A 13,387-nucleotide genomic window follows, 5' to 3' on the forward strand; every position below is an offset into this window, starting at 1 on the left:
CCATTAGCGTCGTTCACGCGATGCCGAGCATGAGTTTCAGCTTCTTTTCAAACAGCGCCGGATCGATGGTGAAATGCCGTTCGCCCGGAATATTGGGGTCGTAGTTGATGGGACCCTCCGCCGGCAGGATATATCCGACACTCTGCTGCCGAAAATTGCCGATACGGGACTGGCATTCGGTGATGTAGTTCAACGCCATGATCCGGCATCCTGCGGGGGAAAACAAGGCGTTGTGCATCGCACTGGAAAATTCGCCGACAATATAGCGCGCGTCGGCGAACAAGGCGATCTGCTCCTCCAGCGACAGTTTTTCAGGACTGACGGCTTCAAAGCCATAGCCTGACGCAATGTCGCGCAGAGCATCGGCATTGGCCAGTACGCGATAGGACTGCACCCGACGCTCGACGAAAATGCGCCGGACGGGTCCACCTTCGGTGCGGTACGGAGCGGCAAGGCTGTTCAATTCGTTCTGGACGCGATCGGAGTAAATATACCCCTTGCCCCAGTTTGGGACCATCAACTGCCCAACGATGATGTCCTCATCGGCGTCCTTGAATTCTATTCGGAAATCGGGAAGCAGCAGTTCGATCCATCGCCGAGCAAAGGCAGGCGCATTTGCAGGAAGCAGAATTGGAATGTCGGTCAGTGACGGGTCATCGCGATGGGCAGATCGGATCAGCAGAAGACGTGACACCGCTTCCAACAGAAAGTGCCCGTAGATAATGCAGTTATAGTTCCAGACCGCCCAAGCCCGATCGATATGCCTCGACCGGGTCGCTGCGGGCGCAACATGACTTATGAAAGCAGGGTCTTCATATTTTACGACGACATATCCGGGAAAAAGAGCGTTTTTCAAGTCGGGCTCAAGCCCATCGAATATCAACGGTATGCATGGACCAATGACGCGCACATCCTCAAACGCCCAAATGGTTGCCGCGGGGGTTTCAACCGGGTACGCATGCCGCTGTTGGATCAGGGGTGTCAGTCCATCATTCCACAACATGGGAACAGCCTGATTTTTCCGGACGCTTTTCCACTCGGCAATAATGCGTGCCGTCATGTTGTTTGAACTCCACCTTCTGCGTAACGTGTGACCGCCATTGCAGGCGTCGGGTCGAATGACAAGGTCACTGACCTTTAGAAGGCCCCATTTCGATCGCGGGGACGCCATCAAATCCCCCGCTTGTGCGGCGGGCCGCTTCCTCTTAAATCGCCCCCATGACCTCGACCAACGACATTCGCCGCTCCTTCCTCGATTATTTCGGGGGCAATGGGCATAGCATCGTTCCATCGGCGCCGCTGGTGCCGCATAATGATCCGACGTTGATGTTCGTCAACGCCGGGATGGTGCCGTTCAAGAATGTCTTCACCGGTCTAGAAAGCCGCCCCTATCAGACCGCGACGTCGAGCCAGAAATGTGTGCGCGCAGGCGGCAAGCATAATGATCTGGACAATGTCGGCTATACCGCGCGGCACCATACATTCTTCGAAATGCTGGGCAATTTCAGCTTCGGCGATTATTTCAAAGAACAGGCGATCACCCATGCCTGGACCTTGTTGACGAAGGAATGGGGTCTGCCCGCCGACAGGCTGACCGCGACCGTCTACCACACCGACGATGAGGCGTTCGACCTGTGGAAGAAGATCGCCGGTCTGCCTGAACACCGCATCATCCGCATCGCGACCAAGGATAATTTCTGGGCCATGGGCGACAGCGGCCCGTGTGGCCCCTGCTCGGAAATCTTCTACGATCACGGCGATCATATCTGGGGCGGCCCGCCCGGATCGCCGGAGGAAGATGGCGACCGTTTCGTCGAAATCTGGAACCTTGTCTTCATGCAATATGAGCAGGAAGCCAACGAGATCGTAGGCGAACTGCCCAAGCCCAGCATCGACACCGGCATGGGGCTGGAGCGGGTCGCTGCCGTCATGCAGGGCGTCACCGACAATTATGACACAGACACGTTCAAGGCGCTGATTGCGGAGAGCGGCGCGCTGAGCCGCACCGCGACGGACGGCGAGCATAAGGCCAGCCATCGCGTCATTGCCGACCATCTGCGCTCGACGGGGTTCCTGATTGCCGACGGCGTGCTGCCGGCCAATGAGGGGCGCGGCTATGTGTTGCGCCGGATCATGCGCCGCGCCATGCGCCACGCGCACATCATCGGCGCGAAGGAACCGCTGATGTATCGCCTCGTCTCCAGCCTCGTATCGGAAATGGGCGGCGCCTATCCCGAACTCGTCCGCGCCCAGCCGCTGATCGAGGAAACCCTGCTGCGTGAGGAAACCCGCTTTCGCAAGACGCTGGAAAACGGCCTCAAATTGCTGGACGAGGCGACCGGGGACTTGGCGGAAGGCGGGACGCTTGCCGGCGAAACCGCGTTCAAGCTCTATGACACTTATGGCTTCCCCTATGACCTGACCGAAGACGCGCTGCGCTCGCGCGGGCTGACCGTCGACCGCGCCGGGTTCGATGCCGCCATGGCCGAACAGAAGGCCGCCGCCCGGGCCGCCTGGAAGGGATCGGGCGAAAAGGCTTCCGACGAAATCTGGTTCGATATCGCGGAAAAGGCGGGCAATACCGAATTTATCGGGTACAGCACCACGCAGGGCGAGGGCGAAGTTCTGGCGATCGTCAAGGACGGTGTGAACTTCGACAGCGCGCGCGCGGGCGACACGGTCACGATCGTCACCAACCAGACGCCCTTTTACGGCGAGAGCGGCGGCCAGATGGGCGACGCGGGCCGGATCACGACGCAGGGCGGCTTCGTCGCGCTGGTCGATGATACCGCCAAGCCGCTGGGCCGTGTCCATGCCCACCATGCGACGATCGAGGCGGGCAGCATCAAGGTCGGCGACACCGTGCATCTGAGCGTCGATGTCGAAAGGCGGGACCGTATCCGCGCCAATCACAGCGCCACCCACCTGCTCCACGCCGCTTTGCGCAAGGAACTGGGCGCGCATGTGACGCAGAAGGGCAGCTTGGTCGCGGCCGATCGCCTGCGCTTCGATTTCTCGCACCCCGAAGCAATGACCCATGCGCAGATCGCCGCGATCGAGGCGGACGTGAACGCGCAGGTGCGCCATAATGAGGAGGTGACGACCCGCCTCATGACCCCGGACGATGCGGTCGCGGCGGGCGCGATGGCGCTGTTCGGCGAAAAATATGGGGACGAGGTGCGCGTCCTGTCGATGGGTCGGGGCGATGATGCGCATTATTCGGTCGAACTGTGCGGCGGCACCCATGTCCGCGCGACCGGTGACATAGCCCTGTTCAAGATCGTGTCGGAAAGCGCCGTGTCCTCGGGCGTGCGCCGCATCGAGGCGCTGACCGGCGAAGCCGCGCGCCTGTGGCTGGTCGAACGCGATGACAAGCTGCGCCAGACGGCCGCCGCGCTCAAGACGACGCCGGAAGATGTGCCGGCGCGCATCGCCGCGCTGGTCGAGCAGAGCCGCAAGCTGGAACGCGAACTGGCCGAGGCGAAGAAGGCCCTGGCGCTGGGCGGCGGAAGCGCGGCGCAGGCGGCGGGACCGGAAAAGGTCGGCAGCATCGACTTTATGGGGCAGGTGATCGAAGGGCTCGACCCCAAGGAATTGCGCGGCATCGTCGATCAGAACAAGGCGACGCTGGGCAGCGGTGTGTCCGCCGTGCTCGCCGTGGTCGATGGCCGCGCCAGCATCGCCGTCGGCGTGACCGATGACCTGAAAGCCCAGATCAGCGCCGTGGACTTGGTGCGCGCCGGCGTCGAGGCGCTGGGGGGCAAGGGCGGCGGTGGTCGTCCCGACATGGCGCAGGGCGGCGGCCCGGATGGCGACAAGGCGGCGGCGGCGCTGGACGCGGTGAAGGCGGCGCTCGCCAGCGTGCCCGCCTGAAAGAGCTGAAGCCGGACGGAGCAGCCTGCCAGGCGATGCGGCCGGATTTAGTAGCTTTCGCCGCCGCACAGCACCTGCCCGGTGCCGCGATGGTCGACGGTGCAGGCGGCCTTGCCCTCGACCCTGACGTCGCCCGATCCGCTGGCGACGATCTTGACAGCAACATCGGCGGTGAGCGCGACGCTGCCCGGCCCATCATTGCCAATCTCGGCCTGGCGCGCGCGCAAGCCTTGGGCGGCAACTTCTCCCGGACCGTTCACATGGATAGTCGCGACGCCGGCGCGGCCCGCCAGCGTCGCGCGCCCGCCGCCCGCCAATAGCAGGTCCAGCCGGTCCAGTTGCGCATCGCTGACGCTGACGTCGCCATTGCCGCCGAGCACGATCTGGCCCCGCAGCCCTTTCATGCGGTCGATCTGCACGGACCCGCCACCGGTCAGCATCACGCGGTCGATCATGCCGGTCGACAGGCGCAGCGATGCAGCGCCGCTGCTTTTCTCGCCTGGACGCAGCCTGTCCATGCCGATGACAAGTTGGCGCCCGGACACATCGACGTGCAGGCGGTCAAGCAGCGCCTGATCGCCCTCGGCACGGGCGGACGGTCCCTGGCCTGTGGTCAAGATTACCGAAACGGGGGCGTCGACACGAATGCTGTCGAAACTGGTGATGGTGTAGCCGCGCGTTCCCGCCGTCGCTGGCGATGCCGCCGCCAGCCCGGCAAGGATCAGGGCGCGCAGCGCGCCTCGCCGGGGCCAAGCCCTGTCTTTGTACATTGCGCCTTGCCTTTCACCGTCACGTCACCCGGACCCATGATGCTGATAGCAACTTTGCCGTCCGACGCGAAGTCGATGTCGCCCGCGCCCAGCACGGACACATCTGCGTCCCCGACCTTCAATGCTTCACCGTCAATGTCGCCCGCGCCGGTGATGGAAAGTTTCGCCTTGTCAGCCGTGCCCGCGATCTTCACCGAGCCAGCGCCGGTAATGTCGGTGGTCAGGGATTGGAGCCTGACGCTCCCGATGCGGAAATCGCCCGCGCCCGTCAACGACAGGGTCAGCCTGTCGCCTTCCGCCTTGTCGAGATCCAGATCGCCCGCGCCTGTCAGGTCGGCAGCGGTGATGGCGGGCATGGTCACATAGATGGTGGCGCGATTAGCGCTCTTCGCGCCGGACCATGTCGTGCTGGACTTGCGCCCGATCAGCAGAGTGCTGCCCTTCACCCGGATATCGAGCTCGGCGATCGCCTGCGCATCACCCTGTGCCCGGACCGAAAATTCTGGAGCGATCGTGACTTTGACATCGTCAGGCCCTGTTGCATCGATGGCGGTAAAATCGCGCAGGCCGGACCAGTCTTGCGCTTTGGCCGCACCACTCTCCGCCGTGTGCGACTCATCGGTTCGCGAGCAGGCGCTGGTGGAAAGAAGCAGGCTCGATAACGCCAATGTCAGAAGGGGGAAGGAGCGGGACATCGCAATTCTCCTGATGTGTATTGCTTTAATAATACACGAGATGATGGCGGTTCCAAGCCTCTTGTTCGTCGGCGCTCATGATGATCAATAGACTTTCGGACAAGCGGAGTGTGACCATGAAGCGCCTAGCCCTGACATTGCCATTCGCGGCGCTCATGCTCCTGACGCCAGCCCTGTCGGCCGAGGATGCCGTCCCGGATGACGGCACGCGATGGTGGAGGCATGTGCAGGCGTTGGCCAGCGACGAGATGGAGGGGCGCGGCACCGGCACGCCCGGCTATGACAAGGCGGCGGCCTATGTCATCGACGCATTCCAGTCGCTTGGCCTCAAGCCCATGGGGACCGATGGGTACAAGCAGCCTGTCGCCTTTGTCGAACAGGTCATTCAATCCGATCGCAGCAGCGCCGTCCTGCGTGGGCCGAATGGCGAAACACCCTTGGCCGTGCCCGGGGACCTCATCTTTTCCGGCGGGGGCGGGCCGGTGCCCGAGCAGATCGACGCACCAATGGTCTTTGCCGGATATGGGTTGCATCTGCCCGACGAGGGGCATGACGACTTTGCCGGCCTGGACTTGGCGGGCAAGATCGTGGTGGTCGTGTCGGGCGGCCCCTCTACGATTTCCGGCGCGCTCAAATCCCATGCCCGGTCCGAGCGCGCAAAATATCTGGCGTCGAAGGGGGCGGTCGGGCTGATCAGCCTGGTGACGCCGGGGCAGGTCGAAATCCCCTGGGCGCGGCGCGTCAACCTGGCTGGCGCCCCGGCGCTTTATTATGCGGATGCCGCCCTGCGCGAAAGCGATCGACCCTTCCTGAACGCGCAGATCGATCCGGCCCGGTCGCAATTGGTGTTCGAGGGATCGGGCCATGATTTTGCAGCTATTGCCAAAGCTGCCGATGCGTCCGCCCCGATCGCAGGCTTTCCCTTGGCGCAGCGGTTGAGCGCCCGGGTGGCGGCGACGCGGCGGGGCCTCTCCTCGCCCAACCTGATCGCAGTCATGCCAGGGAGCGACCCCCAGCTGCGCGATGAATATGTGGTGCTGTCCGCGCATCTGGATGGCTATGGCATCGGCACGCCGGTCAAGGGCGACGCCATCTACAATGGCGCGTTCGACAACGCTTCAGGCGTTGCCAGCCTGCTGGAAATCGCCCGCGCCTTGCAGCAGGCACCGCAAAAGCCCAAACGCTCCATCCTTTTCGCCATCGTGACAGCGGAGGAAAAGGGCCTGCTCGGGTCGCGCTATTTCGCCCGCCGGCCGACCGTGCCCGCCGACGCGATGGTCGCTGACCTCAATTTCGACATGGCGCTGCCGATCTTTCCGCTGACCAGCGTCACGCCGATCGGCTATGATCAAAGCTCCCTGGGGGATGATGCTTCGGCCGTCGGCGCAGCCATGAATCTGCCCATCACGCCGGATCCCTTTCCGGATCGTAACGTCTTTATCCGGTCGGACCAATATGCCTTCATCCGCCAGGGCATCCCGGCCTTGTTCTTCAAATATGGGTTCAAGGCTGGCACGCCCAAGGCCGTGGTGGAGAAGGCATGGCGCGCCCATCTTTACCATTCGCCCTTCGATGACCTGAACCAGCCCGTCATGCCGGCGGAAACCGCGAAACTGAACGCCTATGTCACGGCGGTAGCGCTGCGCGTGGCCAATGCGCCGGCCCGCCCGACATGGAATGCCGACAGCTTCTTCAGGCGGTTCGCGCAGTAGGGGCCAGCGCGTCCTGCACCGGCCCCGTCGCGGTCCATGTCACGCGGGCGCGCGATCCAGATAGGGCAGGCGATCGGTCAGCGCCGGCGGCAGGCCGTTGACGATGATCGATCGAGCCTGATGCCAGAGCGCGGAGAGCAGCAGTAGCGCCGATCCGATGACGAGGCTGGTGAGCGCCCAAGATAGCTCCACGGCGCCCGCTTGCTTGAACAGGGCATAAAGGGCGAAGAGGACATAGGCGAGGCTTGACACCAGCAAGGCCCGCCGGTCGATCGCGAGTGCGACAAGGCCGAAGGCGATATAGAGCGCCACAACCAGCAGGGCGCGGCCGGCGCCGATTTCGCCCCCGTCCAGCACGCCCAGCAGATGAAACAGGGAATGGGCGATCATCGGCGCCGCGGCCAGATGCAGCCAGAAGGCAACGTCCGACCGGCGCGTGAGGCGCGCCCGGTCTGTCATGTCCCAGCGCATCGCCAGCAGAAAGATCGCCAAGCCCGACGCCAGCAGCAACAGGAAGGGCAGGGTGCGATTGTCCGGGAAGGCCGCGATGACCAGGCCCGCCACCACGCCGGCGCCGGCGGCCGCGCCAGCCGCCACGGTGATCGGGACCATGAACCGCCGCCAGTGCAGGGCCGCGCCCGCCGCGCCGACCGCTGCCGCCGCCGACAGGATCAAGGCGGCCGTGCGATCACCGGCATGCGGCCAGATTTGCGCGCCGATCGCGCCCGCCGCGAACGCAATCCCGCCGACGAAGCCGCATAGCAGCAGGATGGAGGGCAGGGCCATGCGACGCCGCCGAGTAAAATATTCGGCAAGCCCCCAACTGGCCGCCGCGACAAGCAGGCCCGACATGAAAGCGGGTTGATAGTCAGGTGCGCCGAATCGCATGCTGTTGCCCAGCCAGCCCAGCGCGACGAGCAGGATCACGCTGGCGATCGCGACGAAGATATCGTTAAAGCCGGTCAGTAGCCGGAATTGTTCTTCGTCGACCGCGACGGTCGCGCGTGATCGCGCGACATGATCGCGCAACGCCTGCGCCGCTTGGGGAGACAGGACGCCGGCCGTTACGGCATCCTGCAAGTCGCTGTCGCTATACATGGCTCATCCTCCCAGAGGGGTTTGATGGCCGAATGATAGCACTACTGTATTATTCTATCAATACAGTCGTTTTTGGGCTTTTTCGGGCGCTTTTCCGATGTTAGCGCCGCATCATCGATAAGAGAGGACGTTGTTCATGACTTTGCCGTCGTTGCTGAGGGACCGGCTGTCGCTGCCGCTGATCGGTTCCCCGATGTTCATCATTTCGCAGCCCGACCTGGTCATTGCGCAATGTCGCAGCGGTATCGTCGGCGCTTTCCCTTCGCTCAATGCCCGGCCGGCGGGAATGTTCGAAAGCTGGTTGCAGCAATTGGGAGAGGCGTTGGATGAGAGCCATGCCCCCTTTGCCGTCAACCTGATCGTCCACCGCACCAACAGCCGGCTGGAAGAGGATCTGGCGCTGTGCGTGCGCTATCGCGTGCCGCTCGTCATCACGTCGCTGGGCGCGCGCGAGGACGTCAATGAGGCCATCCACAGCTATGGCGGCATCGTCCTGCATGATGTCATCAACAATGTCTTCGCCCGTAAGGCGGTGGAAAAGGGGGCGGACGGGCTGATCGCCGTCGCTGCGGGGGCAGGGGGGCATGCCGGCACCTTGTCGCCCTTCGCCCTGGTCCAGGAAATCCGCGCCTGGTTCGATGGACCGCTTGCGTTGTCGGGATCGATCGCGACGGGCCGGTCGATCGCGGCGGCGCGCATGATCGGTGCGGACCTCGGCTATATGGGGACGCCTTTTATCGCGACGCAGGAAGCCAATGCTCAGGCGGCCTACAAGCAGATGATCGTGGACGGCAGCGCGCAGGACATCGTCTATTCCGACGTGTTCACCGGCGTACTCGGCAACTATCTGCGGCCCAGCATCGTCGCGGCCGGGCTTGATCCCGACGCGCTGCCCAAGGCGAAGGACATGGATTTTGCAAGCCTGACGGGCGGCGAGAAGAAGGCGTGGCGCGACGTGTGGGGCGCGGGGCAGGGCATCGGCGCCATCCATAAGGTTCAACCCGCCGCGGACTTCATCGCCGGGCTGAAGGCCGATTATCGGGCGGCGGTGGAGGGTTTCACGGCCTGACGCCGGCGACCGCCCCCTGTTTCAATTGGGGGCAAAGGAAGCGCTGCGTCTCGGCAATGAATCGATCGAACTGGTCATGGTGCAGCCAATGGCCCGCATTGTCGAATTCAATCAGGCTGGCATCGCGAAAATGCGCCATGCGACCGTCCTTGGCCGGGTTGGACGCCCAACTGTCGCGCCCGAGGTAGAGCTGGGTCGGGCAAGTGATCCGGTTCCAGAATGACGGCAATTCGCCGTCCGATGCTGCATCGGGCGCAATGCCTTTCAGATAGGGATCAAATTTCCAGCTATAGCTGCCGTCTTCGTTGCGATTGATGCCATGCTGGGTCAGGTGCATGGCCTGCTCCAGCGTCAGCTTCTCGTTGCGTTCGCGCATCCGCCCGACCGCCGCTTCCAGCGTGGGGTAGGACCGGGGCGTCCGATGCGCGCGGGCGCGGCGACCTTCGATCCAGTCGCGCCAGATATCGGGGGATGCCTGTTCCTTGCGCTGGTCCAGAGCGTCGGGTGACAGGCCAAGCCCTTCGATCGCGATGATCCTGTCGACCTTTTCGGGGAAAAGGCCCGCAAAGCGCAGGCTGATCGATCCGCCCAGCGAATGTCCGATGATGTTGACCGGCGACCGATCAAGCAGGTCGACCAGCAGCGACAGGTCATAGACGAAATGCGCGATCGGATAGGCTCCGGTCGGTGACCAGGCGCTGTCGCCATGCCCGCGCAGATCCGGCGCGATGACGTGAAAATCCCGCGCCAGAACGCGCGCCGTCCAGTCCCAGCTATGGGCGTGATCGAATCCGCCATGGACCAGGATCAAGAGGGGCGCGGAAGGATTGCCCCAATCCAGATAGTGGAGGCGCGACCGCAGCGACGTGAAGAAATGCGATGTCGGAGTGGGCGCAGCCGGCATGTTTCAGGATCCTGCAGTGTCGGTTTGCATGTCCGCCTGACCATTGGCGCGCGCGCCTCATCTTGCAAGCGCGAATGAACAATGAGGCGTCTTTTCCGCAATTTCGCCCCGCAAAACGGGAAAATTACTGCCCTGCGGCAAGATGGGGCAGGGGCGTTGCCCCTATACGGGATCGATCGACGGGCCGAATTCCCGTTGCGCGCCTTCTTGGGAAAGCGAGCGAACGCCGTTGACCATCCGGGCCAGTTCGGCTTGTCGGAAGGGTTTGTCCAGCCGCGGCCTGCTGCTGGAATGGGGCGGCAATTCGGCAAAACCTGTAATAATGATAACGGGCAGGCCGGGATGCGCCTGCTCGATTGCGTCGGCCAGTTGCGCGCCGGTCATGCCGGGCATGGCGTGATCGGTCACGACCATGTCGATGCGGGATTGATCGAGCATGCGCAGCGCGTCGGCGGCGCTCCCCGCGCGAAACACGGTGTGACCCAGATCCTCCAACATGCCGGCCGTGTTCGTCAGCACCAGATCGTCGTCATCGACGGCCAGGATAACCAGTGGCGACTGCGTCTGCACGACGCTGTGGCCGCTGATGTCAGCCTCGCGCGTTTCCGCTTCCTGCGACACGGGCAGCCACAAGGATACGGTCGTGCCCACCCCCACGCTGCTGTCGATGGTCAGCGCGCCGCCACATTGTTCGACAAAGCCGTGGACCATGGACAGCCCAAGGCCGGTGCCTTTGCCCACGCCCTTTGTGGTGAAAAACGGCTCACGCGCTCGCTCCAGCGTGGCGCTGTCCATGCCTTCGCCCTCGTCGATCACCGACAATTTGACATAGGTGCCGCTTGCCAGGCCAGGAACTGCCCCCTGCGCCGTCAACATTTCGCTGCCGCTGATCGTGATTCGACCGCCCTCCGGCATTGCGTCGCGTGCGTTCACCACCAGGTTCAGCACCGCCATTTCCAACTGGCCGGGATCGGCATAAGCGGGGGCTAGGCTTTTTGGAAACAGGCTCTCGATACTGATGACTGGCCCCACGCTGCTTTGCAGCATGTCGGCCATGCCCTGAACAAGCGCCACGCAATCGACGCTTTGCAGCTTCAATTCCTGCCGTCTGGCAAAAGCGAGCATCCGCTGCGTCAAGGTGGCGCCCCGGTCGGCCGCCGCCATCGCATTATCAAGGAAGCGCTCAATATCGCCGCCCTTGGCGAGCCGCATTCTGGCCAGTTCCAGACTGCCGACGATCACCGCCAACAGATTATTGAAGTCATGCGCGACCCCGCCGGTCAGCTTGCCGATCGCATCCATCTTCTGCGCCTGCATGATCGCCGCTCGGGCATCTTCCAGCGCCTGCTGGGATTCGCGCCGTTCGGTCAGGTCGCGCGTCACCTTGGCATATCCGATCACTTCTCCTGCGGAATCGCGAATGGTGTCGATCACCGCATTGGCCCAGAATCGGCTACCGTCCTTGCGGATGCGCCAGCCTTCGGATTCGAACCGGCCATCACGCTGGGCGCTGCTCAGGGCGCGGGAGGGGAGGCCGGCGATACGGTCCTCCTCCGAATAGAAGAGAGCGAAATTCTTGCCCAATATCTCCTCGGCCGTATAGCCTTTCGCGCGCTCGGCTCCGCTGTTCCAGCTTGTGATGGTGCCGACGGGGTCGAGCATGTAGATGGCATAGTCCGACACGCTTTCGACCAGCAGGCGAAACCGCTCCTCGCTCTTGCGCAGCGCTTCGTCCGCCGCGCGCCTTTCGGTCAGATCGCGGGTGATCTTCGCAAAGCCCAGCAGCCGACCGTCCGTATCGCGGATCGGGTCAATAACGACATTCGCCCAGAAATGGGTGCCATCCTTGCGCACCCGCCAGCCTTCGGCTTCGAAACGCCCCTCCTGACGGGCCGTTTCCAAAGCCGCGGCAGGCACCCCTGCGGCCTGATCCTGCGGCGTGTAGAAGCGCGAAAAATGCTGGCCGATTATCTCGTCCGGCTCATATCCCTTGAACCGGCGCGCACCGGCATTCCAGCTGGCGATCCGGCCATCGGTATCAAGCATGAAGATCGCGTAATCCGTCACGCTTTGAACAAGCAACTCGAAGCGGTTGCCGCTATATTCCGATGGGAGGCTTTTCATTCTGTCCCCTTATGGTCCGCTGACCCGCGCGAACCTGATTTTTGCTTCAGCAAAACGTCGCCGGCACTTGATCGTTCCCTCCTCGCGCGCGGCACGCGTGGCAAGCCGACTTGACTTGGCGACCGCCTCTGCCCACCACGCGGGCGCAAATCAAGCAGCAGGACAGGCATCGGCATGAAGGCAAAGACGGGCATCACGGTCATTGGGGAAGCGATGCTGGAACTCAGCCATGGTGACGGGGAAAGCTGGAATTTGCGCTACGGCGGCGATGTCATCAATACCGCCGTCCACCTCGCCCGTTTTGGCGACACGGTCCGTCTGGCAAGCGCGCTCGGCATTGACCCGATGAGCGCGCATCTGATCGCCCAGTGGCAGGCCGAGGGCGTGGATACGCAGTTAGTCCTCGCCGCCGCCGATCGGTTGCCCGGCCTCTATGCGATCGAAACCGACGCCGACGGTGAGCGCAGCTTTCATTATTGGCGCAGCGAGGCGGCCGCGCGGCGCATGTTCGCCTTGCCCGACAGCGATGTGATAGTGGCGGGCGCGGCGCAATCCGACCTGCTCTATTTTTCGCTGATCACGCTTGCCATCCTGCCAGATGATGGGCGTGAAGCGTTGTTGGGTGTGTGCGAACATGTTCGCGCCAATGGCGGGCGGGTGGCCTTCGACGGCAATTACCGGGCGCGGCTATGGCCTGACGCTGCGACGGCGCGCCATTGGCGCGATCGCGCCATCGCGCTCGCGGATATGGGCCTGCCCACGCTCGCCGACGAGGTGGAAATGGGCGAGGCCGACAATGCGGCGGACGCCGCCGCGCGCTGGGGGGCGGGAGAGGGCCGCGAGATCATCGTGAAACTGGGGGCGGACGGATGTCTGGTCGACGGGCAACTGATTGCTCCCCCACGCCAGATAGACGTCATTGATTCGAGCGGCGCTGGCGACGCTTTCAATGCCGGCTACCTTCATGCACGGCTCGCTGGAGCGCCTCCTGCGGAAGCCGCCCTGGCGGGTCATCGCCTCGCCGGATGGAATATCGGCCGTCGCGGCGCGATCCCGGCAAAGGACGCTGATGCCCCCTATTGAAACTTATGACAGGGGCAGCTGAGTCCAATCCATATTATTTTGGCGAACCAAAATCTTCC

At 63.4% G+C, this 13,387-nt stretch carries 10 protein-coding genes; 4 read left to right on the forward strand and 6 right to left on the reverse strand.

Annotated features, from left to right (window positions below; all coding sequences use genetic code 11):
- Positions 1-13: 13 nt before the first annotated feature.
- Positions 14-1,060, reverse strand: a complete 1,047-nt coding sequence (locus SAB01S_RS18075; protein ID WP_169802556.1) for a glycosyltransferase family 61 protein — start codon at positions 1,058-1,060, stop codon at positions 14-16.
- A gap of 158 nt (positions 1,061-1,218) precedes the next feature.
- Here SAB01S_RS18075 and alaS point away from each other — a divergent pair, with 158 nt between their 5' ends.
- Positions 1,219-3,873, forward strand: a complete 2,655-nt coding sequence (gene alaS, locus SAB01S_RS09045) for an alanine--tRNA ligase (RefSeq protein WP_062732715.1) — start codon at positions 1,219-1,221, stop codon at positions 3,871-3,873.
- A 47-nt stretch (positions 3,874-3,920) separates the two neighbouring features.
- On the opposite strand, the gene SAB01S_RS09050 is transcribed toward alaS, so the two are convergent.
- Both SAB01S_RS09050 and SAB01S_RS09055 read right to left on the reverse strand, forming a co-directional pair.
- Positions 3,921-4,643 carry a head GIN domain-containing protein gene (locus tag SAB01S_RS09050; RefSeq protein WP_062732716.1) on the reverse strand — a complete coding sequence of 241 codons (723 nt, stop codon included), beginning with the start codon at positions 4,641-4,643 and terminating at the stop codon, positions 3,921-3,923.
- A complete protein-coding gene (locus SAB01S_RS09055) occupies positions 4,595-5,338 on the reverse strand; it encodes a head GIN domain-containing protein (RefSeq protein WP_062732717.1) in 744 nt (247 codons plus the stop codon). The genes SAB01S_RS09050 and SAB01S_RS09055 overlap by 49 nt, the downstream gene beginning before the upstream one ends.
- 116 nt (positions 5,339-5,454) lie before the next feature.
- Between SAB01S_RS09055 and SAB01S_RS09060 the strand changes: the two genes are divergently transcribed.
- Positions 5,455-7,050, forward strand: coding sequence for a M28 family metallopeptidase (locus SAB01S_RS09060; protein ID WP_062732718.1), 1,596 nt, complete (start codon positions 5,455-5,457; stop codon positions 7,048-7,050).
- Positions 7,051-7,089: 39 nt separating this feature from the next.
- Here the strand turns inward: SAB01S_RS09060 and SAB01S_RS09065 are convergent, their stop codons facing one another.
- Complete coding sequence (locus tag SAB01S_RS09065; RefSeq protein ID WP_062732719.1) at positions 7,090-8,148, reverse strand: hypothetical protein; 1,059 nt, start codon at positions 8,146-8,148, stop codon at positions 7,090-7,092.
- 136 nt (positions 8,149-8,284) lie between these two features.
- On the opposite strand from SAB01S_RS09065, the gene SAB01S_RS09070 reads away from it, so the two are divergent.
- Positions 8,285-9,217: an NAD(P)H-dependent flavin oxidoreductase gene (locus SAB01S_RS09070; RefSeq protein WP_062732720.1), complete on the forward strand. Its 933-nt coding sequence runs from the start codon at positions 8,285-8,287 to the stop codon at positions 9,215-9,217.
- Here the strand turns inward: SAB01S_RS09070 and SAB01S_RS09075 are convergent.
- Positions 9,207-10,121, reverse strand: a complete 915-nt coding sequence (locus SAB01S_RS09075; protein ID WP_062732721.1) for an alpha/beta fold hydrolase — start codon at positions 10,119-10,121, stop codon at positions 9,207-9,209. The two genes, SAB01S_RS09070 and SAB01S_RS09075, sit on opposite strands and share 11 nt — an antisense overlap.
- Positions 10,122-10,283: 162 nt before the next feature.
- Positions 10,284-12,245: a hybrid sensor histidine kinase/response regulator gene (locus SAB01S_RS09080; protein ID WP_062732722.1), complete on the reverse strand. Its 1,962-nt coding sequence runs from the start codon at positions 12,243-12,245 to the stop codon at positions 10,284-10,286.
- Between the two features lie 174 nt (positions 12,246-12,419).
- Here SAB01S_RS09080 and SAB01S_RS09085 point away from each other — a divergent pair, with 174 nt between their 5' ends.
- Positions 12,420-13,328, forward strand: coding sequence for a sugar kinase (locus tag SAB01S_RS09085; protein ID WP_062732723.1), 909 nt, complete (start codon positions 12,420-12,422; stop codon positions 13,326-13,328).
- Positions 13,329-13,387 lie beyond the last annotated feature (59 nt).

The organism is Sphingobium abikonense NBRC 16140, assembly GCF_001598335.1.
GTDB classification, from domain to species: domain Bacteria; phylum Pseudomonadota; class Alphaproteobacteria; order Sphingomonadales; family Sphingomonadaceae; genus Sphingobium; species Sphingobium abikonense.

What these genes read in the sequence shown, in the direction of transcription:
- SAB01S_RS09060 (WP_062732718.1), top strand. Translation starts at nt 5,455, where the DNA reads ATGAAGCGCCTAGCCCTGACATTGCCATTCGCGGCGCTCATGCTCCTG.
- SAB01S_RS09085 (WP_062732723.1), top strand. Translation starts at nt 12,420, where the DNA reads ATGAAGGCAAAGACGGGCATCACGGTCATTGGGGAAGCGATGCTGGAA.
- SAB01S_RS09070 (WP_062732720.1), top strand. Translation starts at nt 8,285, where the DNA reads ATGACTTTGCCGTCGTTGCTGAGGGACCGGCTGTCGCTGCCGCTGATC.
- SAB01S_RS09050 (WP_062732716.1), bottom strand. Translation starts at nt 4,643, where the DNA reads ATGTACAAAGACAGGGCTTGGCCCCGGCGAGGCGCGCTGCGCGCCCTG.
- SAB01S_RS09080 (WP_062732722.1), bottom strand. Translation starts at nt 12,245, where the DNA reads ATGAAAAGCCTCCCATCGGAATATAGCGGCAACCGCTTCGAGTTGCTT.
- SAB01S_RS09075 (WP_062732721.1), bottom strand. Translation starts at nt 10,121, where the DNA reads ATGCCGGCTGCGCCCACTCCGACATCGCATTTCTTCACGTCGCTGCGG.
- SAB01S_RS18075 (WP_169802556.1), bottom strand. Translation starts at nt 1,060, where the DNA reads ATGACGGCACGCATTATTGCCGAGTGGAAAAGCGTCCGGAAAAATCAG.
- SAB01S_RS09065 (WP_062732719.1), bottom strand. Translation starts at nt 8,148, where the DNA reads ATGTATAGCGACAGCGACTTGCAGGATGCCGTAACGGCCGGCGTCCTG.
- SAB01S_RS09055 (WP_062732717.1), bottom strand. Translation starts at nt 5,338, where the DNA reads ATGTCCCGCTCCTTCCCCCTTCTGACATTGGCGTTATCGAGCCTGCTT.
- alaS (WP_062732715.1), top strand. Translation starts at nt 1,219, where the DNA reads ATGACCTCGACCAACGACATTCGCCGCTCCTTCCTCGATTATTTCGGG.